The 26,047-nt window shown below is 57.8% G+C and carries 27 protein-coding genes; 10 read left to right on the forward strand and 17 right to left on the reverse strand.

Going from position 1 to position 26,047, the window contains the following annotated elements:
- Positions 1–151: 151 nt before the first annotated feature.
- Together AXW11_RS14275 and AXW11_RS14280 are read right to left on the reverse strand one after the other, a co-directional pair.
- Complete coding sequence (locus tag AXW11_RS14275) at positions 152–1,138, reverse strand: ABC transporter substrate-binding protein (protein ID WP_213479946.1); 987 nt, start codon at positions 1,136–1,138, stop codon at positions 152–154.
- A gap of 9 nt (positions 1,139–1,147) precedes the next feature.
- Positions 1,148–2,107, reverse strand: a complete 960-nt coding sequence (locus tag AXW11_RS14280; protein ID WP_041332591.1) for an isopenicillin N synthase family dioxygenase — start codon at positions 2,105–2,107, stop codon at positions 1,148–1,150.
- A 236-nt stretch (positions 2,108–2,343) separates the two neighbouring features.
- Here AXW11_RS14280 and AXW11_RS14285 point away from each other — a divergent pair, with 236 nt between their 5' ends.
- Positions 2,344–3,705 carry an 8-oxoguanine deaminase gene (locus AXW11_RS14285; protein WP_091644502.1) on the forward strand — a complete coding sequence of 454 codons (1,362 nt, stop codon included), beginning with the start codon at positions 2,344–2,346 and terminating at the stop codon, positions 3,703–3,705.
- Positions 3,706–3,753: 48 nt separating this feature from the next.
- Here the strand turns inward: AXW11_RS14285 and rutF are convergent, their stop codons facing one another.
- The 6 genes from rutF to rutA are packed head-to-tail and all read right to left on the reverse strand — an operon-like array spanning position 3,754 to position 7,973.
- A complete protein-coding gene (gene rutF, locus AXW11_RS14290; protein ID WP_091644504.1) occupies positions 3,754–4,281 on the reverse strand; it encodes an NADH-dependent FMN reductase RutF in 528 nt (175 codons plus the stop codon).
- A 10-nt stretch (positions 4,282–4,291) separates the two neighbouring features.
- Positions 4,292–4,882 carry a malonic semialdehyde reductase gene (locus AXW11_RS14295; RefSeq protein ID WP_041332590.1) on the reverse strand — a complete coding sequence of 197 codons (591 nt, stop codon included), beginning with the start codon at positions 4,880–4,882 and terminating at the stop codon, positions 4,292–4,294.
- Positions 4,879–5,715 carry a pyrimidine utilization protein D gene (rutD, locus tag AXW11_RS14300; RefSeq protein ID WP_052479368.1) on the reverse strand — a complete coding sequence of 279 codons (837 nt, stop codon included), beginning with the start codon at positions 5,713–5,715 and terminating at the stop codon, positions 4,879–4,881. The genes AXW11_RS14295 and rutD overlap by 4 nt, the downstream gene beginning before the upstream one ends.
- Positions 5,712–6,098 (reverse strand): pyrimidine utilization protein C, encoded by a 387-nt coding sequence (gene rutC, locus AXW11_RS14305; protein WP_041332589.1) that lies wholly within the window; start codon positions 6,096–6,098, stop codon positions 5,712–5,714. The genes rutD and rutC overlap by 4 nt, the downstream gene beginning before the upstream one ends.
- Before the next feature lie 16 nt (positions 6,099–6,114).
- Positions 6,115–6,885: a pyrimidine utilization protein B gene (gene rutB / locus AXW11_RS14310; protein WP_052479367.1), complete on the reverse strand. Its 771-nt coding sequence runs from the start codon at positions 6,883–6,885 to the stop codon at positions 6,115–6,117.
- On the reverse strand, positions 6,882–7,973 hold the full coding sequence (rutA, locus tag AXW11_RS14315; protein ID WP_041336425.1) for a pyrimidine utilization protein A: 1,092 nt from the start codon (positions 7,971–7,973) through the stop codon (positions 6,882–6,884). The genes rutB and rutA overlap by 4 nt, the downstream gene beginning before the upstream one ends.
- Positions 7,974–8,272: 299 nt before the next feature.
- Between rutA and rutR the strand changes: the two genes are divergently transcribed.
- The 9 genes from rutR to AXW11_RS14360 all read left to right on the forward strand — a co-directional run bounded on the left by rutR (position 8,273) and on the right by AXW11_RS14360 (position 16,726).
- Positions 8,273–8,965 carry an HTH-type transcriptional regulator RutR gene (rutR, locus tag AXW11_RS14320; RefSeq protein ID WP_041332588.1) on the forward strand — a complete coding sequence of 231 codons (693 nt, stop codon included), beginning with the start codon at positions 8,273–8,275 and terminating at the stop codon, positions 8,963–8,965.
- Positions 8,966–9,203: 238 nt separating this feature from the next.
- Positions 9,204–10,214 (forward strand): isopenicillin N synthase family dioxygenase, encoded by a 1,011-nt coding sequence (locus tag AXW11_RS14325; protein ID WP_091644509.1) that lies wholly within the window; start codon positions 9,204–9,206, stop codon positions 10,212–10,214.
- A gap of 1 nt (position 10,215) precedes the next feature.
- Entirely contained in the window at positions 10,216–10,602 is a 387-nt protein-coding gene (locus AXW11_RS14330) for a VOC family protein (protein WP_041332587.1), read from the forward strand.
- 32 nt (positions 10,603–10,634) lie between these two features.
- The gene (locus AXW11_RS14335; RefSeq protein WP_091644512.1) at positions 10,635–11,723 is read left to right on the forward strand and encodes a BMP family ABC transporter substrate-binding protein; all 1,089 of its coding nucleotides are present in this window, start codon (positions 10,635–10,637) and stop codon (positions 11,721–11,723) included.
- The gene (locus AXW11_RS14340) at positions 11,720–13,240 is read left to right on the forward strand and encodes an ABC transporter ATP-binding protein (RefSeq protein ID WP_091644515.1); all 1,521 of its coding nucleotides are present in this window, start codon (positions 11,720–11,722) and stop codon (positions 13,238–13,240) included. Before AXW11_RS14335 ends, AXW11_RS14340 begins: the two co-directional genes overlap by 4 nt.
- Positions 13,233–14,324 carry an ABC transporter permease gene (locus AXW11_RS14345; protein ID WP_091644518.1) on the forward strand — a complete coding sequence of 364 codons (1,092 nt, stop codon included), beginning with the start codon at positions 13,233–13,235 and terminating at the stop codon, positions 14,322–14,324. Before AXW11_RS14340 ends, AXW11_RS14345 begins: the two co-directional genes overlap by 8 nt.
- A gap of 2 nt (positions 14,325–14,326) precedes the next feature.
- The gene (locus tag AXW11_RS14350) at positions 14,327–15,253 is read left to right on the forward strand and encodes an ABC transporter permease (protein ID WP_091644521.1); all 927 of its coding nucleotides are present in this window, start codon (positions 14,327–14,329) and stop codon (positions 15,251–15,253) included.
- 43 nt (positions 15,254–15,296) lie between these two features.
- A complete protein-coding gene (locus AXW11_RS14355) occupies positions 15,297–16,082 on the forward strand; it encodes an SDR family NAD(P)-dependent oxidoreductase (RefSeq protein ID WP_041332585.1) in 786 nt (261 codons plus the stop codon).
- Positions 16,083–16,084: 2 nt separating this feature from the next.
- The gene (locus AXW11_RS14360; RefSeq protein ID WP_041332584.1) at positions 16,085–16,726 is read left to right on the forward strand and encodes an isochorismatase family protein; all 642 of its coding nucleotides are present in this window, start codon (positions 16,085–16,087) and stop codon (positions 16,724–16,726) included.
- Between the two features lie 243 nt (positions 16,727–16,969).
- Here the strand turns inward: AXW11_RS14360 and AXW11_RS14365 are convergent, their stop codons facing one another.
- The 9 genes from AXW11_RS14365 to AXW11_RS14405 are packed head-to-tail and all read right to left on the reverse strand — an operon-like array spanning position 16,970 to position 26,033.
- Positions 16,970–17,917, reverse strand: coding sequence for an isopenicillin N synthase family dioxygenase (locus AXW11_RS14365; RefSeq protein ID WP_041332583.1), 948 nt, complete (start codon positions 17,915–17,917; stop codon positions 16,970–16,972).
- 25 nt (positions 17,918–17,942) lie between these two features.
- Positions 17,943–19,289 (reverse strand): amidohydrolase family protein, encoded by a 1,347-nt coding sequence (locus AXW11_RS14370; RefSeq protein WP_041332582.1) that lies wholly within the window; start codon positions 19,287–19,289, stop codon positions 17,943–17,945.
- A gap of 8 nt (positions 19,290–19,297) precedes the next feature.
- Complete coding sequence (locus tag AXW11_RS14375) at positions 19,298–19,801, reverse strand: (2Fe-2S)-binding protein (protein WP_052479366.1); 504 nt, start codon at positions 19,799–19,801, stop codon at positions 19,298–19,300.
- Entirely contained in the window at positions 19,798–22,041 is a 2,244-nt protein-coding gene (locus AXW11_RS14380) for a xanthine dehydrogenase family protein molybdopterin-binding subunit (protein WP_143071183.1), read from the reverse strand. Before AXW11_RS14380 ends, AXW11_RS14375 begins: the two co-directional genes overlap by 4 nt.
- Positions 22,031–22,864 carry an FAD binding domain-containing protein gene (locus AXW11_RS14385; protein WP_082040492.1) on the reverse strand — a complete coding sequence of 278 codons (834 nt, stop codon included), beginning with the start codon at positions 22,862–22,864 and terminating at the stop codon, positions 22,031–22,033. The genes AXW11_RS14380 and AXW11_RS14385 overlap by 11 nt, the downstream gene beginning before the upstream one ends.
- 9 nt (positions 22,865–22,873) lie before the next feature.
- Positions 22,874–23,377 carry an ureidoglycolate lyase gene (locus AXW11_RS14390; RefSeq protein ID WP_041332580.1) on the reverse strand — a complete coding sequence of 168 codons (504 nt, stop codon included), beginning with the start codon at positions 23,375–23,377 and terminating at the stop codon, positions 22,874–22,876.
- Positions 23,374–24,399: an allantoicase gene (gene alc, locus AXW11_RS14395; protein ID WP_041332579.1), complete on the reverse strand. Its 1,026-nt coding sequence runs from the start codon at positions 24,397–24,399 to the stop codon at positions 23,374–23,376. The genes AXW11_RS14390 and alc overlap by 4 nt, the downstream gene beginning before the upstream one ends.
- A gap of 15 nt (positions 24,400–24,414) precedes the next feature.
- Positions 24,415–25,347 carry an allantoinase PuuE gene (gene puuE, locus AXW11_RS14400; protein WP_041332577.1) on the reverse strand — a complete coding sequence of 311 codons (933 nt, stop codon included), beginning with the start codon at positions 25,345–25,347 and terminating at the stop codon, positions 24,415–24,417.
- Positions 25,344–26,033, reverse strand: a complete 690-nt coding sequence (locus AXW11_RS14405) for a TetR/AcrR family transcriptional regulator (protein ID WP_041332576.1) — start codon at positions 26,031–26,033, stop codon at positions 25,344–25,346. The genes puuE and AXW11_RS14405 overlap by 4 nt, the downstream gene beginning before the upstream one ends.
- Between the last annotated feature and the right edge of the window lie 14 nt (positions 26,034–26,047).

The raw sequence follows: 26,047 nt of genomic DNA on the forward strand, positions 1-26,047 counted from the left end.
TTGGCAATCCGATCGGGAATATTGGGCTCAATCCATCGCCAATTGAATTTAAAACACCCAAATGCAACGAACCCCGGAAAACCGGGGTTCGTCAGCAATCTGGGACGGCCTTTCGGGCCGTCCTTCTGATTCATACTATCGGGTACGCTGATCAGTCGGCGTAGACCGATTGTATATAGGACAGATCAAACGCCTTTTTCCAGTCCAGATCCTCCGGCAGGGTGCCTGCTTCAACCATATCCTCAAAGAATGCCTGCCAACGTTCCAGGGTCATCATCCCGTAACGACCGTCCTCGGCAGCGCCGGACAGAAGAATACCCTCCTCCTGCATTTTCGCATGGCTGTAGGCCAGCAACGCATCCTGCATTTCGGGGTTGTCTTCCTTGATCAGGGCATTCGCCGGGGCCGGATTCTCGAAATAGGCCTTCCAGCCCTCCGCTGTTGCGGCAACCATCTTCTGCACAACCTCCGGATTCTCTTCGATCCTGTCAGCCGTGGTATCCAGCGTGGCCGCATAGGCCTCCCAGCCATAGTTGGCCAGTAGCAGGCTTTTTCCCTTGACCCCGGCCTGATCCAGGAAGAAACCATCATTGGTTACGTAGCCCTGCTGAATCGTCTGATCATCCTGGATGAACGGAGCGAAGCTGTAGTCGTAGGCCTGCAACTGGTCATCGGTGTAACCATATTCAGTTTTCAGCCACGGCCAGTAGGCAACCCGTCCTGCGGTAGGAACACGCATGGATTTGCCCTTCATGGCTTCCAGAGAGTCATTGCCAACACCCTCATGAACCACTAACGACTGCGGATCTTTCTGGAAGAATGCGGCGACTGTTACCAGAGGGATTCCCTGGTTAACGGCGTTGAGCGACTGCAGGCTGTAGCCCATGATGAAATCCACCGACCCACCCATGAGCAACTGCACATTGTTCACCTGGGGGCCACCCATCTTGATGGTGACATCCAGTCCGTGCTTTTCATAAATCCCCATGGCCTTTGCGGCATAGAAACCACCGTGTTCGGCCTGGGCATACCAGGTTGTGGCAACGGTTACCGGGGTCAGTTCCTCTGCCTGGACGAAACCGGCGGCAGCACCGAACGACAGCGTGAGACCCGCCGCAATGTTCTTCAGTTGTTTCATTGTCATTCCTCAGTTCTGGGCCTGGGCCCCGTAGGTGTTGGTGAGTTTTTCATTCAGGTGCTGCCCTGCCGAGATAGGCCCATAAATCGCAGGGTTGTCTGCGGTGGCGCAACTCTCGATGCAGGCTATTTCCGATGTTTTGTTGGGGTGGCAGAAAAAGGCAATGGAATAACGATCACGATGACGATGCTCTGGTGCGACGTTCACCCGATGCGGCGTCGAACAGAACACATGGTTGGTCCAGCGATGCATCAGGTCCCCGGTATTGACCACAACGGTGCCGGGTATCGGCGTCGCCCGGATCCATTCTCCCGAGCGGGTGCAGACCTCAAGACCGCCAACATCATCCTGGAACAAGAGGGTGATACTGCCGTAATCGGTATGGGCTCCGGCACGACTTTCACCGTCTTCCGGCTCAAATCCTTCGGGTAATGGCGGGTAATGCAACAGCCGCAGGGTATGGTCGTGTTCGTTGTGGGCATTCTTGAAGAAATCTTCCGGCTGCCCCAGCGCGAGGGCGAAAGCTTGTAGCACCCGGTCGGCGGTTAGAATGCACTCCCCGAGAAACCGGGTCATAACAGTCTCGAAACGGGGATAGCCGGCGGGCCAGAGGTTTTTATGGGTGTCCGGACCGGGGCCTTCCGGCGCTAGATTGAAAGCCTCTTTCAAGTCACCCGGACGGGTGGGATCAAGCTTTTCCCGCTTGATCCCAACATAACCTCGATTACTCTCCGGGTTCTGCCAGGCGACCCCTTGCTTATCCTTCTGTGGCAGAGCAAAAAACGCTTTCGAACCGGAGAATGCCGCTTCCAGCTGCTCATCTGGCATTCCACAACCCGACAGATAGAAAAACCCCCAATCCTGACTGGCCCGACGCATCTGGTCCGCCACCGATTTACGTTCCGCACTGGTTCCGTTCAAGAACCGCTCAAAATGAATTACGGGTATTTCCTGTGTCTCGTTCGGCATGTTTTCTCCTGCATCACTCCATGCTTTGTTATCCAGTTGGTCAGATAATTTGCAAATGACATGCCATAAAAATCCGCCTTAAAAGCCCCATTATCGGACTCTTTAACAGATATTCCGCCTCAAAAAAGTGCACACTGCTATTTAATTGACCATAAGGTCAGGCTTTTACCGAAAACCAGACAGGCATTGCTCTTGCATAGTAATCAGCCCCATTTACCACCAAGACGATTTCAGCAATGACAGAAACTCTGCTACTTAAAAATGCTCGCGTTATCGCCACCATGGACGACAACGACAGAGAGATCGAGAATGGTTACATTCTGGTCCGCAACAACCGTATTGAAGCGGTCGGCGCTGCCGACGACTGCCCCGATACTGCAGATCGCACCATCGACCTGAAGGGTCATGTGGTGAGTCCGGGGCTGATCAATACCCATCACCACATGTTCCAGTCTCTGACTCGTGCGCTGCCCGCTGCACAGAATGGCGAGCTGTTCGACTGGCTGAGCGCCCTGTTTCCAGTCTGGCGAAACATCACCCCGGCCATGCAACGAGCTGCCAGCCGAACCGCCATGGCGGAGCTGATGCTATCGGGATGCACCACCGCCGCCGACCACGCCTATCTGCATGTCAACGGCATCACTCTGGACGACAGTTTCCAGGCGGCCGCAGAAATGGGCATCCGTTTCCATGGCGCTCGGGGCGCCATGAGCCTGGGCCAGAGCAAGGGTGGGTTGCCACCGGATGAACTGGTGGAGCAGGATGAAAGTGCGATCCTCAAGGACATGTTGCGAGTCGTGGAAACACACCATGATCACAGCCCGGACGCCATGGCTCGGGTGGCGCTGGCACCCTGTTCGCCATTTACCGTAACAACCGACCTGATGCGCGACGCCGCCACCATGGCCCGGTCATTGAAGGTAGGCTTACATACCCACACGGCGGAAAACTGGAAGGATCTGGCCTTCAGCCAGGAACGCTATGGCATGACGCCGACCGAATATACGGAAGAGGTCGGGTGGGTCGGAGAGGATGTCTGGCACGCCCACTGCGTACACCTGGATGACCCCGGCATTGCTCTGTTCGCTCGAACCGGTACTGGCGTCGCTCACTGCCCCTGCTCAAACATGCGATTAGCCTCAGGCATTGCCCCGGTCCGGAAAATGGTGGATGCCGGGGTAAAGGTGGGACTCGGCGTGGACGGCAGCTCCTCAAATGATAGTGGCAACCTGCTGGATGAGGCACGCCTGGCCATGTTGTCAGCCCGCGTGAGGGATCAGGAGCCCGGCGCCATGACCGCCCGGGAAGCGCTGCGGATCGCTACCCGTGGTGGCGCGGAAGTGCTCGGCCGGGGGGATGCCCTGGGCAGAATTCAGCCGGGCTACTGCGCGGACATCGTGGCTTTTCGCACCGATGATATTGCCATGGCCGGCGGCCAGAGCGATCCACTGGCCTCGCTGGTGTTCTGCACACCACCGCGCGTGCAATGGAGCATCATCAATGGTCGTGTGGTGATAGAAGAGGGCCACCTGCTGACCCGTTCCCTGCCTCACATCATTGAAGAACAGAACCGGATGGCGGAACAACTGATGGCTTAACGTTCCATGCTGTCCGGGCGGTCGGTTACCGGACAGCAAGAGACCCCGTCACTCGCTTTTCAGACGGTGGTAACCCCGATCAAAGTAGACCAGACCACCGATATCATCCTGATGGCGGACGTTCGCGACCTCACAGAACAGAATGTCGTGAGTACCCACACTTACCCGCTTGCTCACGGTGCAGTCGAAGCTCACCAGCGCCTCTTCCAATACCGGTGCGCCGGTGACCGCGGTGCTCCAGGTTGCGCCGGCAAAGCGCTGTTCCATGGTCGTTTTGCTGCCGAACAGATTCGATAAATCGGATTGGTGATCAGCCAGCGTGTTGACGCAGATGCTGTCATTCTGCCGGAAGGCGTCGTACACCGATGCGCCACGGTTCAGGCACACCAACAGGGTAGGCGGCTCGTCGCAAACGCTGCAGACAGCCGTAGCAGTGAATCCCGCTCGACCACCCGGCCCATCGGTAGTGACAACATTGACGGCTGCGGCCAGGGTGGACATGGCATTGCGGAACGACTGCTTGTCCACGAGCGGCGGCATGGTGAGCACCTCACGAAGTTGCGGTTGAGATTTCATCATTCTCTCCTTATGCCAGTCGGCAAGCGTTGTCGAATTCCAGGCGAGGCAATCTGCCATAGACCTTGTCCGGATTGCCGTGGCCAAGGTTGATCAGAAGATTGACTTTCCACGTATTCCCAGCGAAGAACGCCTCATTGACCTTGCCAGGATCAAAGCCGGACATTGGCCCGGTATCCAGGCCCAGCGACCGGGCAGCCAGTATCAGGTAGGCAGCCTGCATTGAACTGTTACGAAATGCAGTTTCGTAAGCCATTTCGGGGCTGCTGGTAAACCAGCTTCGAGCATCGCCATGGGGAAACAACTCGGGCAGTCGCTCGTAAAACTCTTCGTCATAAGCCACGATCACCGTGACCGGAGCACTCATTGTCTTGTCCAGGTTACCGCTGGACAGACAGGGCGCCAGTTTCTCCTTTCCAGCGGCACTTCTGACAAACACAAATCGAGCCGGGCTGCAGTTGGCAGATGTCGGGCCCATTTTCACCAGGTCGTATAACGCCCGGAGCGTGTCTTCCGGGATGGACTGATCCAACCAGCCATTGTGGGTGCGCGCCTCGGTAAACAGTTGACCGAGGGCCTTTTCATCAAGTTGTTGGCTCATAGGGCCTCCTGGGTGGTTAACGCCGCTGCGGGCAAACGATGTTTCCTGAGGTGATCGAGCATCAGTTCATTGAACCGTTCAACCTCTGTGACATTGACCCCATGACCACCTTCGGGCAGAAGCCGAATGCTGGAATTTGGCAGACGGGCCGCCAGCTTCTGGGAACAGGTCCAAGGCACCAATGAGTCATCACGGGTCGCAAGCACGAGCGTCTCTGCACGCACTTTGGCCAGCTCCTGCGCAGCCGGTTGCCAGGCCAGAAGCGCCGCGATGCGCCTTAGAACATTTGCCGGAGGCGGGAAACTGGCCAACGCATGAGAAGACTCCTGCTCCAGCCACTCAGTGTTGGCGGCTATCCATACCGGCGTGTACAGGAACAGAGGCTGGGCTTCGAGATACGCCTCAGGCCCGGAATTCAGCAGTAACTTCCTGCGCACCGAGAAGCATCGCCGGGAATGCGCATTGGGTTCTGACCAGGCGTTGATTAACAGCAGGCTGGCAACCAACTCCGGCGACCGTCGCGCCAACTCCAGACCGATCAGCCCGCCCAGTGCATGACCAATGAAATGCACCGGCCCGGACACCTGATCCTCCAGCAACCCGCCAAGCTCTGCCGCCATCGCTTCAACCGTGTAGAGCTCCGGGATTTCACCCCGGCTGCGCCCGGTGCCGAAATGGTCATAGACCAGCACCCGATAATACTTGGTTAGAGCGGGCAACTGAGCCGCCCAGTAATTCCTTGACCCACCGAGCCCGGCACTGAGCACGACGAGCTCACCGTCGGCCGGGCCATGGATTTCCCAATAAAGTGAGCTTACGGCACCAGTCATCATTTACCTACGTGCGCAATACTGGCGATTTCAACCAATGCATCCGGCTTCACCAGGCCACATTGAATGCAATAACGGGCCGGTTTCTCTCCCGGAAAGTACTCGGCATACACCTTGTTGACCGCCGCGTAGTTGTCCCAGTCGGTGACCATGATCATGTTGAAGGTAACGTCGTCCATGGTTCCGCCCGCCGCTTCAACAACGCCTTTGATGATCTCCAGTACGTGCCGGGTCTGGGCTTCTGCGTCGCCGACGTGAACCACGTTGGTGTCCTTGTCAAACGGCAAAGTCCCGGAAACGTACACAACGCCATCGGCCATGGAGCCGGGGACGTAAGGAGCCAGCGGTTTTCCTGAACCTGCGGGAATAATGGAAGTCTTTGGCATGGTGTATCTCCGTCTTTTATGCAGCTGTGGATTCAGTTTGAGCTGTTTCTGCGTCGCCTGTAGCGCCGCCGAAGGTCTGGCAGAAATCTTCTGTGCTGGACACCCAGCCGAAGAACGTTTCAATGTTGTACAACGCGGCCTGCTGGATGAACTCCGGGCCAGCCTGGTGCGTGGCATCGGCCAGAACCACCCCGAAGTACTCCAGGAAAAAGCCGTCTCTCAGGGTCGATTCAACACAGACGTTGGTCGCGATGCCGGTAAAGATCAGGTTGCGAATACCCCGACTGCGCAGAATGCTGTCAAACGAGGTGTTGAAGAAACCGCTGTAACGGGGCTTGGGTATGACTATATCGCCGGGCTGTGGCTGAAGTTCCTCCACCAGATCATAGTCCCAGGTACCCTTGGCAAGAAGGCTGCCATTGAGTTCCGGTTTCTTACGCATGGTTTTCAGGGCATTGGATTTGTACCAGTTCGGGGAACCGGGGCCACCAGCTTCAACGTACTCTGGGTCCCAGCCGTTCTGGAAGAAAATCACCGGAATGCCTGCCGCCCGCGCCACAGCGATCGCCTTTTTGATCTGCTGGATGACAGGTCCGGTTGTGGAAACGTCGAAGCCGGCCCGGTCCAGATAACCTCCGATCGTGGAATACGCGTTCTGCATATCCACCACGACCAGCGCCGACTCACTGGCGCGGACATTCAGGGCTTCCGGTTTTCCCGGCAATTCCAGAACAGGTTCCGCGCCGGTATTCAGGATGTAGCCCGATTGCTCCGTTTCGATGTTCATACGGCCTGCTCCAGTTCCTGGTTGATATGTACCCGCGTTTTCATCAGCGGCTGAATGTACTTGCCGAAGTCCTCAATGCCCTGAACGAAATCGTCAAAGGTCAGCATTACGCCACTGACACCCTCAACCGTACCTACTTCATCCAGCATCCGAGCGACACTCTCGTAGGAACCTACCAGGGTGCCCATATTGATGTTCACTGCGGACGTCGGATCTGCCATCTGACGGATGTTGGTATCGGATTTGGACTTCTTGTCCGCGGCACCCTGTTCACCGAGCCAGGCCACCGCCTCTTCATCGACACCTTCCTTGTAGGATTCCCACTTGGCCCGCGCCGCTTCATCAGTTTTGTCGGCAATCAGCATGAACAGGGCGACGGAACTGACCTCCCGCTGGGCTTCTTCGGTAGCCTTAACCAGGCGCTCAACGGTTGGCGCAAAGGCAGTTGGCGTGTTCACCCCTTTACCAAAGCAGAAGTTGTAATCGGCATATTTGGCGGTAAACGCCATCCCGGCCTCACTCTGCCCGGCACAAATAACTTTCATGTCGGCCTGCGGTACGGGGCTAACACGACAATCATCCATCTGGAAGTGCTCGCCTTTGAAATCACTGTGGCCAGTCGCCCAGAGATCCCGCAGCACCTGGGCATATTCACCAAGATACTCATAGCGGGAGCCGAAGAATTCATCGCCCGGCCATAGCCCCATCTGGGAGTATTCCGGTTTCTGCCAGCCCGTCACCAGGTTCACCCCGAAACGACCATTGGAGATGGAATCAATGGTGGAGGCCATACGAGCAACGATGGCCGGCGGCATGGTCAGTGTTGCCGCAGTGGCGAATAACTGGATTTTGCTGGTGACTGCAGCAAGGCCCGCCATCAAGGTGAACGACTCCAGATTGTGCTCCCAGAATTCAGTTTCACCGCCGAACCCGCGCAGCTTGATCATCGACAGCGCGAAGTCGAAGCCGTAGCCCTCTGCTTTCTGGGTAATCTCCCTGTTCAACTCGAACGTCGGCATGTACTGAGGCGCGTTCTTCGAGATCAGCCAACCATTGTTGCCGATGGGAATGAAGACGCCGATATTCATCTGTTCGCTCATGGGGTTCTCCTTGATGTTTCCGGTCTGATGGCGCACTCGGGCCACCACCTGTGACTCACGTTCCCCAACAGCAACGCATAATGTCGGCCATAATGCTTTTTATTATTACAAATCAATTACCTGCAACTTTTCACTTAATAATTTCAGACCATTTGGTCTGAAATAGAGCACTCGGTTTGTGCACTGCGGGCGTTTTTGGGGCAAACCGGCTGATCGCATCTAAAAGACCTATTCACCGAGAAATCCGGTGCTAGAATGAGCGTCCGGTCAATCCAGCGGAGAACTACGTGAGCGTCATCAGAAAGGGCAAGGAAACAGCCAGCGAGGGCAAACGGAAGCCACAGCGGGTTCCCTCCGCTGCGGCGCTCAATAGAAGAATGCGCAATAGCGAGAAGAAACGGGCAACTATTCTGGATGCTGCGCTAAGCACCTTCTCGAAATACGGATTGCACGGCGCCAGTATCGACCAGATTGCACTTCAGGCCGATGTATCCAAAACCAACCTCTTCTATTACTTCAGCAGTAAAGAAGAGCTCTACGTCAGCGTACTTCGAGAGCTTCTGGATTTATGGCTCAAACCGCTGCGGGCATTCACGGTCGAGCAGGATCCTATAGAGGCCATCAGGGACTACGTTCGGGTCAAGCTGGAGTTTTCGAGGGACCACCCCGCCGAATCCCGACTGTTCTGCATGGAAGTCATGCAGGGCGCGCCGTTAATGCTGACCGAACTGCAACAGCCACTGCACGATCTGGTCGAGAACAAAATAGAGGTTATCCAGACCTGGATTGATCAGGGCAAACTGGCGCCCGTAGAGCCTTACCACCTGGTTTTTTCGCTATGGGCGACCACCCAGCACTACGCCGACTTTCGCGTACAGGTAGAAGCCGTTGCCGGGAAAACGCTGGAAGATCCGGGCTTCTTTCAGGAAACCCTCAGTAGCCTCGAAACCATCATTCTTAACGGCGTCCGCCCCCGCTGATCGGAGAGCAGCTCGTTCCCCGAAACTCTCCTGCCCCTAATTTGGGCTCAAAGTAGAACCATACGCTCTAATTTAGACCATTTGATCCGGGTCAATTTTTCATAAACCACTAACTGATTGTTTTTTAACAAAATCGAAAAATGGCACGCTTGCTGCTACGTCAATCAGCGAGCGAGAACGACTCCTTTGTTTTTTATCCGGGCCCTTCTCGCAAAACTGAATTGAAGGAGGTTGTGCCATGCAGTTGCAACACGTACCAACGATCGACCTTGCCCCTTACTTCGAAGGCACCCCTGAAGGGAAGGCCCAGGTGGCGAAGGAGGTCGACAGGGCCTGTAAGGATATTGGTTTCCTGGTCATCACCAACCACGGAATTCCCAGCGAACTGGTGGATCGCGTCTATTCACTGAGCCGCAAGTTTTTCAACCAGCCCATGATCGAAAAGCGGAAAGTGGATCGTCCCAGCCCTGATATGGTGCGCGGTTATAGTGCCATTGCCGAAGAAAGCCTGTCCTATTCGATGGAAGAAGCCGCGCCGGGAGACCTGAAAGAATCCTTTTCCATCGGGCCCACAGACGTACCGGACGACGAGTACCACCGGGGCGCCGCCGCAGGCCCTCACTTTGCGCCGAATGTGTGGCCGGAAACCATTGAAGGCTTCAAAGAAGCCTACTCAGACTATTTCGATGCCATGAGCGACCTGGCCCGTTCGCTGATGCGTATTTTTGCCCTCTCCCTCAAGCTGGACGAGCATTTCTTCGACGACAAGATCGACAAAGAAATCAGCATGCTGCGCACCCTCAGCTACCCCAACATGGGGACAAACATTGAAGCTGGCCAGATGCGTGCAGGGGCCCATACCGACTATGGCAGCCTGACCATTGTCAAACCCGACAACTCACCGGGTGGTTTGCAGGTATGCAACCAGAACGGGGAGTGGGTCAGCGTGCCCTATGTGGAGGGCAGTTTCGCGGTCAATATTGGCGACCTCATGATGCGATGGACCAATGACCAGTGGATCTCGACCCTCCACCGTGTTGTCAATCCGCCGCTGGACGCCAAGACCGCCGAGCCGCGCCAGTCCATTGTCTTTTTCCACCAGCCAAACTACGACGCCATGATCGAATGTCTGCCCAGTTGTCTGGACGAAGCTGGCAAAGGCAAATACCCGGCTGTCAGCTCCGGTGACCACCTGAAATCCAAATTCGTCAAACAGACAACCTTTGGTGGCACCCAGGAGGTGGCTTGATATGGGGACGCTCTCTTACGTCAATGTTTTCGCCAAAGATATAGAAGCCCTCAGTGTTTTTTACCGGGATCTGTTCGGATTCAAGGAAATTCCGGAGATCCGTTCACCCATCTTCCGCGGCCTGGACACGGGGCGCTCCTGCATCGGTTTCAATGCGCTGGATGCCTACGAACTGCTCAAGCTCGATGATTACTCGGACACAAAAGGCTGCAAGTTCCTGTTGAACATTGATGTGGACAGCAAGGAAGAGGTGGACGAGTACGTTCCCAAAGCTCTCACCTCTGGTGCAACGCTCATCAAAGAGCCCTACACCACCTATTACAACTGGTACCAGGCTGTAATGCTGGACCCGGAAGGTAACGTTTTCCGAATCAATCACATGATGTAGAGCCGTTTCTCCCAACCAAAGGAAGTACCAACATGAAAAAACTCATATTCAGTGCCTGCTTTGCACTGGCCGGTTTCCTGGGCCTATTGAACACCGCTCACGCCGAAGGCTTCACTCTCAAGAGTGACCCAAAGATCGCCATGCTCTATATCTCTCCGACCAATGACGGCGGCTGGACTCAGGCTTTTGATGAAGCCCGTCAGCGCCTGGAGGATGAACTGGACATCAAGATTCAGTACGTGGAAAGCGTTCCTGAATCTGCCTCGGCCATCCGGCCGGCCGTCGAGCGTTTTATCAAACGTGGCGCCAACATTATTATCGGTACCGCTTTCGGTTACTCCGATACATTCAAATCATTGTCTGAAGACTATCCGGACGTCGCCTTCCTGAACGGTTCTGGCACCACCAACGGCCCCAACCTGCTGTCTTACTACGGCCGTACCTACGAGAGCCAGTACCTTTGTGGCATGGCAGCCGGCGCAGCGTCTGAATCCGGCAAGCTCGGTTTCGTCGCTGCCAACCCGTTCGGTGTTGTGAACTGGACCATCAATGCTTACGCCATGGGTGCCCGTGAAATGAACCCCGATGCAACCGTCACCGTGGTCTATACCGGCGCCTGGAATGACCCCACCAAAGAGCGCTCCGCAACCAAGGCCCTGATCGATCAGGGCGCCGATGTCATCGGCCAGCACGTAGACACCCCGACACCGCAACTGGTTGCCCAGGAAAATGGCGTCTACGGCACAGGTCACCATCGTGATTTCCGCGAGTTCGCACCGAAGGCTACGGTTTGTTCGTCAGTCTGGGTCTGGGATCGCTTCCTGAAGAACGAACTGGAAAAAATCATCGCCGGCAACTGGGTACCAGCCCCCCATGGAGCGCTGCTGTCCATGAAAGAAGGCGGTACCGACATCGCCTGCTGTGGGCCGAACGTTGATGAGGAAGAAGAAGCCAAGATTATGGCGGCCCGCGAGAAGCTGATGAATGGTGAACTACAGGTCTATGCCGGCCCGCTGAAAGACCAGAACGGCACCGTTCGCGCAGCAGAAGGCGAAGTCGTATCCGATGGCGCCCTGTGGCAGATGGACTGGTTTGTTGACGGAGTGATTACCCAGCAATGAGTACACAGAACGCGATCCAGCTGAGCGGCGTCAGCAAGACCTTCGACGGTTTCAAGGCCCTGTCCGACGCTGACTTCACCGCCAGGTGGGGCGAAGTTCACGCCCTGCTCGGCGAAAACGGAGCCGGCAAGTCGTCCCTGATGAACATCGTGGCCGGCCTCTATGGTCCCGAAGGCGGATCGCTGTTCATCGACGACAACCCAGTAAAACTGAAAGGCCCGAAAGAAGCCGCCAAACTCGGCATCGGAATGGTTCACCAGCACTTCAAACTGGTGACTCCCTTCACCGTTGCCGAGAATATCCTGCTGAACCTGGGTCATATCCAGGCCAGCGGGCTTTATCGGGAACGCCTACGCCGGGTGTCTGACGACATCCGTGCCATGGCCGAGCGCATCGGGTTCAGGATTGATCCCGACGCCCGCATTGATCAACTCTCCATCGCAGAACAGCAACGCGTGGAAATTCTTAAAGTACTTCTGGCCGGCGCCAAGATACTGATTCTGGATGAGCCTACCGCCGTGCTTACCGAAGAAGAAGCCGAAAACCTGCTCACGACCGTGCGGGGATTCGCCCATGAGGGCGCTGCTGTCATCCTTGTAACCCACAAAATGAACGACGTGCTGCGCTATGCCGATCAGGTCACCATTATGCGTTCGGGCCGAACCATCAAAAGCCTGAAGCCGGATTCGGTATCCGTGGATGAACTGGTGAAGCTGACCGTCGGCGAATCAGCACCGGAGCAGAGGATTCCTGTAGAGGAACGGACATCTGGTGAGCCTTATTTGAACGTCAAGGGTCTCACCAGCACCGGTGACCACCGGGCCCTGAATGGCCTGGACCTGACCCTGAACAAGGGGGAAATATACGGTATCGCCGGCGTCGGCGGGAACGGCCAGAGCGAACTGGCCAACGCCCTGATGGGCATTCCAGAGGGTGTCGAAGGCACCATGAAGCTGATCGGCGAAGGCGATCTGGCCGACTTCGATGCAGCCCGGCGCCGCGCCATCGGCGTCGCCGCCATCCCTGCAGACCGTTATGGTTCTGCTCTTGCCGGCCCGCTCTCTATCGCTGACAACTTTGCCTTGGGCGACATCCATTCCGGACGATATGGCCCGTTCTGGTATCTCAAAACCGGAGCCATCGAAGCAGACGCGGCGGAAGCCGTTCGACAATTCGATGTCCAGGGTGTTCGTTCGCTGAAACAGAAATCGGCACTGCTCTCCGGAGGGAACGCACAAAAGCTGGTCATCGCCCGGGAGTTCAGTCATCCCCCTAAACTTGTCCTCGCCCACAGCCCCAGCCGGGGCCTCGACGTCAAAGCGACCGAAGCTGTCAGGAAACGGCTGCGTGCAGCCCGGGATAATGGCGCAGCGGTTCTCCTTATCAGTGAGGATCTGGACGAAGTCATGGCCATGGCCGACCGGATAGGCGTCATGTCCGCTGGACGTATCGTGAACGAGTTTTCACAGCCTGCCGATCGTCAGGCCATTGGCCAAGCAATGGTGAACCATGTCTGAATTTGCATTACAACGCCCGCTCATAAAGCGCAGATATACCCTGGAAGTCCGCCAGCAGATGGCCTGGCACTGGCAGGCACTGATTCTGGCCGGGTCCATGATCCTAGGCCTGCTGATTTCCGGCACCATCCTCGTGGTCGCGGGAGTTCCGGCAGGCGAACTGCTGAACGAGTTTGTGATCCTCACTCTGTTTGATAGCCAGAGCCTGACATCGGTGCTCTTTCAGGCCTCACCGCTGATTATGGTGGGCCTGGCTGGTTGCCTGGCGTTCCGGGCCAAGTTCTGGAACCTCGGCCTGGAAGGCCAGATGATCTTCGGGGCCATTGGCGCCACTGCCATCACCATGTGGGACATCGGTGCTCCGGGCATGCGTCTTCCACTGATGATCGCCGCCGCCATGGCCTGCGGATTATTGTGGGCGGTTGCCCCGGTACTTCTTCGGCTCAAGCTTCAGGTTAATGAAATTGTTTCGACCCTGATGCTCAATTACATTGCGATTAACGTATTGCTGCACCTGATGTACGGGGCCTGGAAAGACCCCAAAGACGCGTTCCCATACTCTCCCAAGTATGAAAGCTTCGAGCTTCTGCCGGAGTTGGGAAATGGCCTCAGCCTGTCGATCCCCATCGCCATTGTCATTGCCCTACTCGTACTCTGGTTCGTCAACATCTCCCGCGCCGGTCTCTATCTACGGTTCGTGGACAAGAGCCCGAAAGTCGCCAGTGCCGTTGGGGTTCCTGTTGCCAAAACCATCCTGATGGCAGTGCTCTTTTCCGGCGCCCTGGCGGGACTGGCTGGCCTTATGGTCGCCGCGGGCCAGGAGGGTCGCCTCACACATTCCTTCTACGTGGGCTATGGGTTTTCAGGCATTCTGATCGCGTTTCTGGCCCGAAATAATCCCATTGCGGCCACCTGCGCCGCGTTGCTGATTGCCACCCTGTTCGTTGCGGGTAGAAGCCTTCAGGTGTTCTATCAAATCCCGTTTGCCATGGTGCAACTGATCCAGGCCGTACTGGTGATCTGCGTCGCCTCTTCAGATTTCTTTATTCGACATCGTATTCGCCGCGTGCAAGGGGAAGACTGATCATGGACCTGATTACGAGCTGGATGGGTAACATCCCTGAGTTTGCCGTGCCTTTTGCCCTCGCGGCTCTGGGACTGATCATCACCGAGAAATCCGGTGTTCTGGCACTGGGTGCCGAGGGGCTGATGCTTGTTGGGGCCGTTGCCGGGATAGGTGCCTACCTGACCTTCGAACACACCGCGCTCGCGCTGATCATGGCCATGTTTGCCGCCAGCGTGGTTTCCCTGCTGTTTGCCCTGATGGTTCTGGTCATGCGCATGAACCAGGTAATCTCGGGTCTGGTACTGGTGTTCTTCTGCCAGGGACTGACAACCCTGACCGGAACACTGATGGGCTGGACCAACCAGCCTGTGCCCGGACTGGAGACCATCGCATTCTGGCCACTCTCCGAGTTGCCCTACCTGGGCCGGTTTTTCATTCAGAATCCCGTGGTCTATCTAATCCCTGTGATTTTTCTGGTTTCCGTCTGGGCCCTCAATCGCACTACGCCCGGACTGCGCATGCGCGCCGTTGGCGAAAATCCACAGGCAGCGGACGCTGCCGGCATCCCGGTACTGAGCTACCGGTTGGCGGCCATTGTGATCGGCGCCGCGTTGATTGGTCTGGCCGGTGCATTCATTGCCGTTCTGAGCACCAAACTCTGGATTTCAAACATGACCGCAGGCAGGGGATGGATTGCCGTCGCACTGGTTATTTTCGCTCGCTGGTCACCCTGGAAAGCACTGGCCGGGGCCATTCTGTTCGGCTGCATTGAAGCACTAATTCCTCAGTTGGCCGCTTCCGGCATCAAGCTATCGCAATACTTTGTGTTCATGGCCCCTTACGCCATCACCCTCGGTGTCATGATCTGGGTGGCCGCATCAAAAAGGGACAGCAACAGTCAGCCCGGCGCCCTGGGGGCACCCTTTATCCGGGAAGAGCGCACCTGATCCGGCGCAGAACAGACACCCTACCGATCACCAGGAGAGTACCTTGAGCAAGACTCTGTTTATCACCGGTGCAACCTCCGGCTTTGGCGCCGCCACGGCCCGGCGGTTTGCCGCCGACGGCTGGTCCATTGTTATCTGCGGCCGCCGGGAAGAACGCCTTTACGCTCTGGCCGATGAGCTTGGATGCCTGACACCGGTGCATCCTCTGAAACTGGATGTCCAGGACGCCGAAGCGGTGACACAGGCGATCGCCTCGCTGCCTTCAGGCTTTCGTCGGATTCATACCCTGGTCAACAACGCCGGCCTGGCACTGGCACCGGCTGCCATGCAGGATGTTCAGCTTGCCGACCTGCACACCATGATCAACACCAACATTACCGGGGTGGTCAATGTGACCCATGCCCTGCTGCCCACACTGATTGAGACCGGGGCCGGCACCAACATCATCAACATCGGCTCCACTGCCGGTGAGTGGCCGTATCCTGGCAGCCATGTATACGGTGCCAGCAAGGCGTTTATCAAACAGTTCTCCTACAACCTCCGCTGTGACCTCCTGGGCACCGGGGTGCGCGTCACCGATCTGGCACCCGGCATTGCCGAAACCGAGTTTTCGGTAGTTCGTAACAGCGGCAACAAGGCCGCAGCAAATTCTGTTTACGAGGGAACCGTGCCGTTGTCTGCCGAAGACATTGCCGAGCAGATTGCCCACATCGCCAACCTGCCCGACCACATCAATATCAATCGTGTGGAAATGGTACCGGTACGGCAAGCCTGGGGGCCCTATGCCATTCATCGCGAACAGAGCCCGAGCCACGAACAGGACGCCTGAACATGCCGAAACTCAGATATGCCTGGCCGGTCGTCACGGGTCGTACCGCCCTGATTGTGGTGGACATGCAGCGAGTCTTCTGTGAGCCCGAGGGAGATCTTTACGTTCCATCGACCACAGCAATCACGCCACGAATTCAGCAACTGGCCGACGTTTGCCGGAAGAACGGAGTCCCCGTTATCTATCTGCGTCACATCGTTCGCGGTGACGGCACTGACACCGGGCGCATGAGCGATATGTATCCGGATGTCGACGAGGTTCTGGCGCGTGACAATCCCATGGTTGAGATTATCGAGCAGCTTGCGCCGCTGACCGGAGATGTGGTGGTGGACAAACTCTTCTACAGCGGCTTTCACGGCACCGACCTGGACACCATACTACGTTCCCGGGATGTGGATACCCTGATCGTTTGTGGCACCGTCACCAATGTTTGCTGTGACACCACCATTCGCGACGCCGTTCACCGGGAATACAAGGTTATCGCGCTGAGCGATGCCAGCGCCGCCATGCCCTATCCCGATCTTGGCTGGGGGGCCGTTACTGCAGACGAGGTTCAAAAGGTCGCCCTGACCACCTTTGCCTACGAATTCGGTGAGGTGACAAGCACGGACGATATTGTGCAGAGGCTGCAGAGCCGGGAGTAACTCCCGGCCCGTCAGGACATCAAATCAGAGACTACTCCTGACCGGACTCATACTTGCGCTCGGGAGGGTCGAAACCAAAGTCCCGGCCGTCCACCAGATCCATCACCGGAGACTGCCGACGGTCTTTCCCCACCAGCTCACATACCCGGCGGGTCTGGGCTTACAGATGCAAACCTGGCACGGTTCCCGGATGGCTGGAAGGTTGTCGCTGCCCACGTCAGCGTGATGCGGACAGCATCCTGATCACTCCGGTTCCCGGTGGTCGTACGTTGCGTTCAACCGTGACGCAAGATAATCCGCACAGGTAATCGGCTGATACTTTGGCGCCTGGTCCGGTACGACATCCCGGGGATCCACAACCGAGTCCGGGTTTACTTCCAGAAAGTGCGCGATAGAGTACCGCTCCTGCGCAGGCGGCCTGACCCGGTGCGGGGTGGAGACGTAAACGTCGTTACTCCAGCGCATCAGACAATCACCGATGTTACAGACAAAGGCTCCCGGCACGTGGGGGGCCTGAATCCACTCGCCCTGTCGGTTCAGCACTTCCAGCCCGGCAACCTTGTCTGTCGCCAAAATGGTGATGTTGCCGTAATCACTGTGGGTTCCAGCACCACCGTCTTCCCGGGTGTTGGTGCCGGCGCTCGGTGGATAGCGCAGCATGCGCAGGGTGGCAATCGGCGATGACAGATGCCGGGCAAAAAACTCTTCATCCAGCCCCAGATCCATACTGAAACCACGATGAATAGTTCTTCCCAGCTCCAGGCAGTGGTTGAAATAGTCCAGTGCACGCTGACGCCAGCCGTCGATCGGGGGCCAGAAGTTGACGCCGCGAAACGGTTTTCCTGCCAGGACATCCGGGTGATCCTCCGGAAAGTCCGTTCCGATATTGAAGGCTTCCTTCATATCCGCACCAGACTCCGGATTCAGCTTCTCATCCGCCATCGCCACGTATCCGCGGTTGTGGGGCGAGCGCTTGATCGACAGCACTTCTTTCTCGGCGATCGGCAGCGCAAAGAGTTCCTTTGCCAGGGTAAACGCATCCTCGCAGACCGCCTGGGGGATTCCGTGATCCGTAGCGTAGAAAAAGCCGACTTCCCTGCAGGCCCGCCCCAGCTCAGCGGCGGTGGCCCGACGCTGAGCCGGGACGTCGCTGCGCAGGCCGGCCAGGGAAATAATGGGTAATGCAGACATCGTGATCTCCTGAATATGCTCGCTGTCAGACCATGGACATTCGTGTGTGGGCCAGTTTCCGACAGGCCTCATGCAGAGCAAGCCCCTGCCGCTGGGCATCGGCAATGACCGCCTGCTGGCTGACCTGCACCGCTTCACCACGGCGAAGCAACTGCCGCCCGTCCACCCAGACACCGGACACATTGCCCGGACCGGCCGCAAACACCAGGTTCCAGATCAGGTTTCCTCCCTGCTCGTTCACCGACACCGGTGCCATATTGGCGCCACCCAGATCCAGCAACAGCAAATCGGCTTTCTTGCCCACTTCAAGGGAGCCGATTTCCCGATCCAGGCCCAGTGCCCTGGCTCCGTTGATCGTTGCCATCCTCAGAATCTGCTCGGCAGGAAGTACCGTGGCATCCAGCCGCGTTGCCTTCTGAATCAGGGAGGCAAACTTCATCTCCTCAAACAGGCTGAGGCTGTTGTTACAGACCGGCCCATCGGTACCCAGGCCCACGGTGACACCTGCCGCCAGCATTTCCGGCACACGGGCCACACCGCTGGCCAGTTTGGCGTTACTTACCGGACAGTGAGCGATGCTGGTGCCGGTATCCGCCACCCGGGCGATCTCCTCATTATTGAGCCACACGCAGTGGGCCAGCAGGGTCCGCTCCCCAAGAATGCCGTAGTGATCCAGCATCGCCAGGGATCGACGGCCAAACTCGGCCGTGACTGCCTGCTCTTCTTCCTTCTGCTCACTGCAGTGGGTATGGATGCCCACGCCATACTCACGACTTAATCGGGCGGCGTCCCGGTAGGCATCTTCCGTGCAGTAAAACAGATGTTCCAGCCCCATCCAGACACGAATGCGGCCATTCTGGCTTTCATGGTGAGACCGGATCAGTTGCCGGTTCTCCTCCCGGGTCGAGAAGAAATCCTTGCCGGGCCGGTCGGCCACATATGGTGCCAACTGCACCCGCAGCCCTAGGTCAGCCGCAGCGTCGGCGCAGCGATCCATGTACCGGAACATATCCATCACGCAGGTAATGCCGGACTGCAGAGCCTCGAGGTAGCAGAGGCGGGCGGAATGGTAAGCGTACTCCTCGGTCATGGCCCGGTGTTCCAGTTGGTACCAGGGCAACCAGTCCATCAGAGGCATGTTTTCGGTCACACCACGCATCAGGCTGGAGTGGGAATGACAGTCGATCAGGCCGGGCAGCAAGGCGTGGCCGCCGGCATCGATCACCTCTACGCCTTCCGGGATAGTCACTTCCCTGACATCGCCAACCTGGCGAATCATCCCGTCTTCGACCACCAGTGCACCATCGGCAATCACCCGATTGTCCGGGTCCACAGTGAAGATCGCGGCGTGACGGATTGCAAAACTGGACATAGCTCCCCCTAGGTTTCAGAACTCGTCTCTGTGAGCACAGCAATGGCACGTTTCAGACCACCGTATCCGGTGCATCGGCATAGGTTGCCGGCCACCGCCTCTTCAAGATCAACGACATCACCGTTCTGCTGCTGACGCAAACCTGAAACCAGCGATACCGCGACACCCGGCGTACAATAGCCACACTGCAACGCGCTTTCGGTCGCCAGGGCGTCTCTTACCTGAGCAAAATCAGAGGCTTCGGCCAAACCTTCAGCCGTTTCCACCGTGCATCCCGAGACCTGCCAGGCCATCACCAGACACCCGGGAACCGCCTGACCGTTCAACAACACCGTGCAGGCCCCGCACCGGCCGATACGGCAACCGGCCCGGGCAGAGGTGATCCGCCCGGAGCCCCTCAGGATGTCCAGCAACGTGGTTGCCGGCGATACCCACTGTGAAATAACGTCGCCGTTCAGTTCAAACGTCACGTGTTCCGGCGCGCAGGGTTCCGGCTGAGTCTGTCTGGTCATGAACAGGTTTCCTCTTGGGCACAAAGCTCGGCCAACAGGTATCCGGCATCCACCGGAAGGTGCCGGACCCGGATACCGGTGGCCGCCTCAATCGCCGAGCAGATGGCCGGCGCCACCGCCTCAATACCCAGTTCTCCAACTCCTCGAACCGGAAAGCGATCAGTCGTCGGTGTGTTATCCAGAACATCCACACGTTGGTCAGGCACATCCTGCAGGGTGGGGATTATGTACTGGTCCAGATTGTCAGCCAGGTAGCGTCCTTGCCGGGTCGGCATGTCCTCGCTGAGCGCCATGCCCAGCCCCATGATGGCTGCTCCCTCAATCTGGCCGAGATAGCCGGGAGGATAGATAACACGGCCCGCCGCGGTTATGTGGTGAAGATCAGTCACCCGGACCCGACCGGTCAGGCGGTCTACGGCAACCCTGGCCACCGTCGCAATCTGCAACTGAAGGTAACGACCCACGAGTTGATTTCCTTCCGGAGCAACAGGAAAGGCCTGACTGGCATCAACCCGAGTCTGTTCAGGTTGCCCTTTTTCAGCCAGTTCCCTGTAGCTCAGCACCTGGCGCCCCCCGGCGAACAAGCCTCCCGGGCCGCTGTACAGTTGATCACAAGGCAGGCCGGTCAGCACTGCAGCCTGATCCCGCACGCGGTCTTTCCAGCGGGGGAGAATGTCGGCCAGAACACCATGAATCAGAACAGAGCTGCGTGAAGCACTGGTGGGACCGGAATCCGGCCCCCGCGAGTTCCCCAGCACCACGTCGATATCGCCGGCCACGCAACCCAGGGTCTCACAAACGAGGCAGGTGATCGCTTCGGCAAGGTTCTGGCCATAGTCGGAGAAGCCAAATTCCAGGCGGATCCGGCCTTCAGCGCTCAAACTCACCCGACCGCCGCCTCTGTCGGGCAAGCCGTCGCCAAGTCCGTTACCCTGAGCCCCCATCGCCATGCCGGTACCGGTCAGCCAACGCCTACGGGCATCCGAAACCGCGGGCGCCCAGAGGGGTGAGGCGCCAGCCTCGGCCAGAACATCGGTCGGCGGTGCACTCCAGCGCACCACCTGGCCCCGGCTGCCGGGTTCATCAACCGTGCGCAGATTGATTCTGCGAAGCGCCAACGGGCACATAGCCAGCTTTTCGGCCAGGGCGTCGAGTTGTGATTCCACGGCAAACGTTGCCTGATTTCCGCCAAACCCCCGAAAGGCTCCGGAAACGCCATTGTTAGTGTAAACCAACCGTCCGGAAACCGAATACGCCTCGATCCGGTACAGGGGCGCCGTGGCATGATCCAGGAAGTTTTCCAGCACCGCCGGCCCCAGGCTTGCGTAGGCACCGGTATCGAGCAGCGCGTCGACACGGTGGGCCAGAATCCGGCCCTGGCGGTCACACCCGGTGGTCATGATCATCGACACAGGGTGTCTCTTGATTCCGGTGCGACAGGACTCGAAACGATCCAGATGAATCAGAACCGGGGAACCGGTCTGTAAGGCCAGGATGCCGGCCGCCGGCTGAATGGTCAGCTCATCCTTACCACCAAATGCGCCCCCCGTCGGGGTTGCCTCCACCGTCACCTGAGAGGGTTTGAGTCCGAGAATGTCGGCCAGCTGTTCGGCATCACGGTGGCCTGACTGACAACCGACCCGAAAGATCACACCACCGTTGTTATCCGGAATGGCCACACCGCCCTCGGTCTCCATGAAAGCGTGCATTTGCCGGGGCGTCTGGTAGTGATGCTCCACGATCACGGCACATCGGGCAAAGGCTGCGTCGGTATCGCCCCGCTCAAAGGCCTCCCGGGCCAGAAGGTTGCTCTCGCCATGCAGGGGCGACATCTGTTCTGCCGTTTCAGCCTGATCGACGACCGCCAGGGGCGCGTAGTCGACATCAATCACCTCCAACGCCGCCCGGGCCTGCTCCACCGTATCGGCGGCCACCGCCGCAATGGCATCGCCCTCATAGCGGACGCGGTCTTCACACAACACAGGCTGATCACGCACAACAATGCCAAGGCGGTTGAGGCCCGGCACATCTGCTGCCGTCACCACCGCTCTGACGCCGGACATCAATCGGGCCCGGGAGGTATCTACCCGCAGCAAACGGGCGTGCGCATGCCGACTGCGCAAGATGGCCCCGTGCAATAAACCGGGAAGGTGCTGCTGATCCGTGGCGTAGCCAAACCGCCCCTCTATACGTTCAAGAACACTGGTTTCCGCCATACCGGGTTGGGGTTTAAGTTCCAAGAGCCACCTCCGACAGAAGCCCCGTTGTCATTCGTCGCAACGCCATCCGCAGATGGGCGTCCTGCCAACCATGAGCAGCCAATTCGCGGTCGATCACCGCCCCGACATCACCCGATGCCAGATCAGCCCGATCATTAACAAACGTTTCCGGCGCCACCAGGCGAAGCAGGCCGCCCTCGCCACACACCGCAAGGCGCACCCGATCACCATCATGAACACAAACCAGAGTAGCGCGAGTCGGACTGAACCTTTCCCGATAGCCGAGTTTTTCCAGCGAGATCCGCCAACCCCTGCAATCCGGAATCGTAAAGCCACGCAACAGATCGTCCGATGCCCGCTCCCTCAACCACCGGGAAAGTGGCAGTGTCCGCTCTCCGGTGCGGTTGAGGACGTCCACCCGAACATCAAGCGCCATGGCCAGGGCAGACAGATCTCCACCCACAGCCAGATTGCCGCCAACGGTTCCCAGGGCCCGGACACCCGGCCCTGCCACCCGATTCAGAAACAAGGCCAGCGGAGGCAGATATTCTCGGACCAGAGGATGCCGAGCCATCTCCGACAAAGACGTCAGCGCACCCACGGTGAGCCCCCGTGAATCATCTTCCAGCCCCCGGAAAGCAGGCCAGGCAGCATTCAGGGCCACCAGTTTTTCCGGCCAGCACTGATCCCGCTCATGGGTCGGCTGAAGCCATGTCCCGCCCGCCATGTATGGCACCTTGAATCGCCGGGCCAGACTGACTGCTTCACTGGGAGAATCGGGGCGTAGAACCCGAATCGCTCGCCTTTCGGTCACCGGGTTCAGTTCGGATAGAGGGTCTGACATGGGGAAACCCTAAACAGCAGCCAGAATGGGTCTGATGACTTGCTGCAGGTTGATCTCATCACAATTCTGACCCGGCCCCTTACGGTCAACCACCAGATAATCGGCATCGGCTTTCAGAGGTAGCAACGGTGCGTGCCATGTGCCGGCGTGGTATGTGACGCCTTGATGGCCTTTGACCAGAAATACCCGGACGGCGGTTTCGTCGAAATCACCTGGCAGTGCAACGACTGCCAGAAAGTCGACGTTGTTCATGGGTATGAATGACTGACTCCCCAACGGGTGACGTTCCATCAGATCTAGTTCGAGAGGAACAAGAGGCTGGCCACGAAAAATCGAAAGAATGCCCCGATCTGTAGCACCCGATAGAGCCACAGTGGACAAGGCATGAAAACGCTCGGTACGCCCCTGGTTAATGGGAAAAGACTCGGCACCATCGGTATCAATCACATCTCCGAACGGAGCGAAAGCTTCGCGGGTCAAAGGCTCGGCAACAAGACGTCGGAACTGTTTCATGACACGGGTGTTCCGCACAGGCGAACGCGGCTGACGCCACCGTCAGGAATGCTATTGAACCGGATGTGGGTAATCGGCCCGAGGTCCTCCAGCGCCTGGAACTGATGGATACGGTCAGCCGTCAACGGCTGCTGATCCATCAAGGTCGGCCAGAACATGCTTTGGGTAATCAGAGACTGTGCCGTGCTGGCTCCATCCTCCACGCAGGCCGCCTGAATGGAGCAGGCGGCCGGAAAGTTGCCTTTAAAATGCGCTGTATCCACCTCTATGCGTTCAGCAACCCCCTTGTGACCAAGGGCCAGAATGCACCAGTCGTTACCGGGTTCGCGCCGCCGGCGGGTTTCCCAGCCATCGCCCATATTAAGGCCTCGTCCCGGTCTCAGTAATTTGCGCGGCTCGCCGTAGTGGGCGTCGCTCCAGGCCACCTGATCTGCGCCATGTTCCAGTGCCAGAAGATTTCGGCTCTCACCGGCCGCCAGCATTATTTCCCAGTCACAGAAGGGTTTGCCATAGACTCGCAGGCGCGCCAGTCCGCCATCCGGATAGATATGCATGCGCAGGTGCGTCCATGGCTGACCGGATTCAATGGCGCAAAACCGGTGATCATTACCGCTCAGCCCGGTAGCGGGCACCAAAACTTGCCAGCCTGCGTGTTCATCCGGATCGCCGTCCGGACTGAAACAGGCTTCCAGAGAGGCCGCCGGAGGAAAGTTTCCGGTAAAAAAGCTGGTATCAAAATCAACGCCCATCAGAACGCCCGGCATGGCCAGACGCACGATGCACCAGTCGTGGCCGGTTGTCCTTCGGCGACGTGTTTCCCAGCCGTCCATCCACTTGCCATGGTCGTCGTAGCGGTCGGGATAGAATACAGGCTGTGCCGGGTTCAGCATGCGATCCCTGGGTGCAAAAAACTCATCCGTCACCCGGGTCACTTCCGCTCCCAGACTGCGATCTGCCAGATTCAGGCCCAAGCGGGTAAACTCCGGCCCATCCACAACAGGGGCCACAACTGCATCGGTCATTCGAACACTCCGGTATCAATCGGGTTGGTAAGGGTGCACTTGCTTCCAGTGGCGGGCGATATCGATACGCCGGCATACCCAGACCCGGTCCTGTTGCTGGATATAATCAAGGAATCGCTGCAACGCACGGAACCGGCCCGGACGCCCGACAACCCGACAATGCAGGCCAACAGACATCATTTTCGGAGCCTCCGCACCTTCCTCATAAAGCACGTCAAAGCTGTCTTTCAGGTACTGGAAGAACTGCTCTCCGGAATTAAACCCCTGGGGTGAACAAAAACGCATGTCGTTCGCCTCCAGCGTATAGGGCACCACGAGATGGGGCTTCTGTTCGCCCGTGCTGGTCTCGACGGTGGTCCAGAATGGCAGGTCATCACCGTAGTAGTCGCTGTCGTATTCCAGGCCGCCCTGCTCCACGACAAGTCGACGGGTATTCGGGCTGTCCCGACCGGTATACCAGCCCAGAGGAGGCTCTCCGGTGAGTTCGGCATGCTGCTCGATTGCCCGTTCGAGGTACCGGCGCTCTTCCGATTCGCTCATGTCCTGGTAATGGATCCAGCGCTGACCGTGGCAGGCAATTTCATGGCCGTCGTCCAGGAACGCCTGAACAACATCCGGATGACGGGCCAACGCCATGGTGACCCCGAAAACAGTCAACGGCAGTTCCCGCTTCCGGAATTCTTTCAGAATACGCCAGACACCGGCACGGGATCCGTACTCATAGAGGGATTCCATACTCATGTGCCGGTCCTGGTAGGCAACCGCGCCAATGATGTCAGAGAGAAAGGTTTCTGAGTGCTCATCACCGTGAAGCACACAGTTTTCCCCACCCTCTTCGTAATTCAGTACAAACTGGACCGCAACCCGGGCATTTCCGGGCCACTGGGCATGAGGAGGGTGTTCACCATAGCCCCGCATATCCCTTGGATATGAAACACATTTTTTCATCTCGGACTCTCAAGACCACACCCCCGGAGGATCACACCGGTCAGAAAATCCGCCGCATGGTCGAAGTCGCGCTTCTCGTATTCGGCTTTGTTTTCCACCATCAGGATCTGCACCTGGAAGTCGGCGTAATGTTGGGTTGAAGACCAGATCAGAAAAATCAGCTGCACTGGGTCGACCGGAGCCATGCGCCCGTCGTCGATCCAGGACTGGATAACCTCCGCCCGGCCCCGGACCCACTCGCGCATATTCGTGCGCAGGTGCTCAAGCAGGAACGGTGCACCCTGGATAATTTCCATGGCAAACAATCGGGACGCCAGCGGGTACTTGCGGGACATCTCCACCTTGTTCCGGATAAACGTCGCCAGGGCTTCCGACGGGTCGTCTTGCGGACTGATCTCCGTGAACACCTTGTTCCAGCGCGCGAGAATGTCGTCAAACATAGCCCCGTACATGCGCTTCTTGTTGCTGAAGTAGTACAGTACGTTGGACTTTGGCAGCCCGGCCCGCTCGGCGATATTCTGGATCGTCGTACCTTTGTAGCCGTTCAGAGCGAACTCTTCCTCGGCGGCAATCAGTATTCTTTCCCGGTTACGCTCCCGTATCCTTCCCGGGCGATACGTCCGGTTCTTTCCTTTGCTGTCTTTTTTTACGGCAACGGAGCTTTCTGCAACAGAAATGTTGGTCATGAGCCTCTCACTTG

Source organism: Marinobacter sp. Hex_13, assembly GCF_001566815.1.
In the GTDB taxonomy this organism is placed as follows: domain Bacteria; phylum Pseudomonadota; class Gammaproteobacteria; order Pseudomonadales; family Oleiphilaceae; genus Marinobacter; species Marinobacter salarius.

Excerpts from the sequence above, each read along its gene's own strand:
- AXW11_RS14345 (WP_091644518.1), top strand. The coding sequence starts at position 13,233 with ATGTCTGAATTTGCATTACAACGCCCGCTCATAAAGCGCAGATATACC.
- AXW11_RS14280 (WP_041332591.1), bottom strand. The coding sequence starts at position 2,107 with ATGCCGAACGAGACACAGGAAATACCCGTAATTCATTTTGAGCGGTTC.
- AXW11_RS14370 (WP_041332582.1), bottom strand. The coding sequence starts at position 19,289 with ATGTCCAGTTTTGCAATCCGTCACGCCGCGATCTTCACTGTGGACCCG.
- alc (WP_041332579.1), bottom strand. The coding sequence starts at position 24,399 with ATGACCGATGCAGTTGTGGCCCCTGTTGTGGATGGGCCGGAGTTTACC.
- rutC (WP_041332589.1), bottom strand. The coding sequence starts at position 6,098 with ATGCCAAAGACTTCCATTATTCCCGCAGGTTCAGGAAAACCGCTGGCT.
- AXW11_RS14295 (WP_041332590.1), bottom strand. The coding sequence starts at position 4,882 with ATGAGCCAACAACTTGATGAAAAGGCCCTCGGTCAACTGTTTACCGAG.
- AXW11_RS14285 (WP_091644502.1), top strand. The coding sequence starts at position 2,344 with ATGACAGAAACTCTGCTACTTAAAAATGCTCGCGTTATCGCCACCATG.
- AXW11_RS14360 (WP_041332584.1), top strand. The coding sequence starts at position 16,085 with ATGCCGAAACTCAGATATGCCTGGCCGGTCGTCACGGGTCGTACCGCC.
- AXW11_RS14365 (WP_041332583.1), bottom strand. The coding sequence starts at position 17,917 with ATGTCTGCATTACCCATTATTTCCCTGGCCGGCCTGCGCAGCGACGTC.
- rutA (WP_041336425.1), bottom strand. The coding sequence starts at position 7,973 with ATGAATATCGGCGTCTTCATTCCCATCGGCAACAATGGTTGGCTGATC.
- AXW11_RS14405 (WP_041332576.1), bottom strand. The coding sequence starts at position 26,033 with ATGACCAACATTTCTGTTGCAGAAAGCTCCGTTGCCGTAAAAAAAGAC.
- AXW11_RS14330 (WP_041332587.1), top strand. The coding sequence starts at position 10,216 with ATGGGGACGCTCTCTTACGTCAATGTTTTCGCCAAAGATATAGAAGCC.
- AXW11_RS14335 (WP_091644512.1), top strand. The coding sequence starts at position 10,635 with ATGAAAAAACTCATATTCAGTGCCTGCTTTGCACTGGCCGGTTTCCTG.
- AXW11_RS14340 (WP_091644515.1), top strand. The coding sequence starts at position 11,720 with ATGAGTACACAGAACGCGATCCAGCTGAGCGGCGTCAGCAAGACCTTC.
- AXW11_RS14390 (WP_041332580.1), bottom strand. The coding sequence starts at position 23,377 with ATGAAACAGTTCCGACGTCTTGTTGCCGAGCCTTTGACCCGCGAAGCT.
- AXW11_RS14325 (WP_091644509.1), top strand. The coding sequence starts at position 9,204 with ATGCAGTTGCAACACGTACCAACGATCGACCTTGCCCCTTACTTCGAA.
- puuE (WP_041332577.1), bottom strand. The coding sequence starts at position 25,347 with ATGAAAAAATGTGTTTCATATCCAAGGGATATGCGGGGCTATGGTGAA.
- AXW11_RS14375 (WP_052479366.1), bottom strand. The coding sequence starts at position 19,801 with ATGACCAGACAGACTCAGCCGGAACCCTGCGCGCCGGAACACGTGACG.
- rutD (WP_052479368.1), bottom strand. The coding sequence starts at position 5,715 with ATGATGACTGGTGCCGTAAGCTCACTTTATTGGGAAATCCATGGCCCG.
- AXW11_RS14385 (WP_082040492.1), bottom strand. The coding sequence starts at position 22,864 with ATGTCAGACCCTCTATCCGAACTGAACCCGGTGACCGAAAGGCGAGCG.
- AXW11_RS14275 (WP_213479946.1), bottom strand. The coding sequence starts at position 1,138 with ATGAAACAACTGAAGAACATTGCGGCGGGTCTCACGCTGTCGTTCGGT.
- rutF (WP_091644504.1), bottom strand. The coding sequence starts at position 4,281 with ATGAAATCTCAACCGCAACTTCGTGAGGTGCTCACCATGCCGCCGCTC.
- rutB (WP_052479367.1), bottom strand. The coding sequence starts at position 6,885 with ATGAACATCGAAACGGAGCAATCGGGCTACATCCTGAATACCGGCGCG.
- AXW11_RS14350 (WP_091644521.1), top strand. The coding sequence starts at position 14,327 with ATGGACCTGATTACGAGCTGGATGGGTAACATCCCTGAGTTTGCCGTG.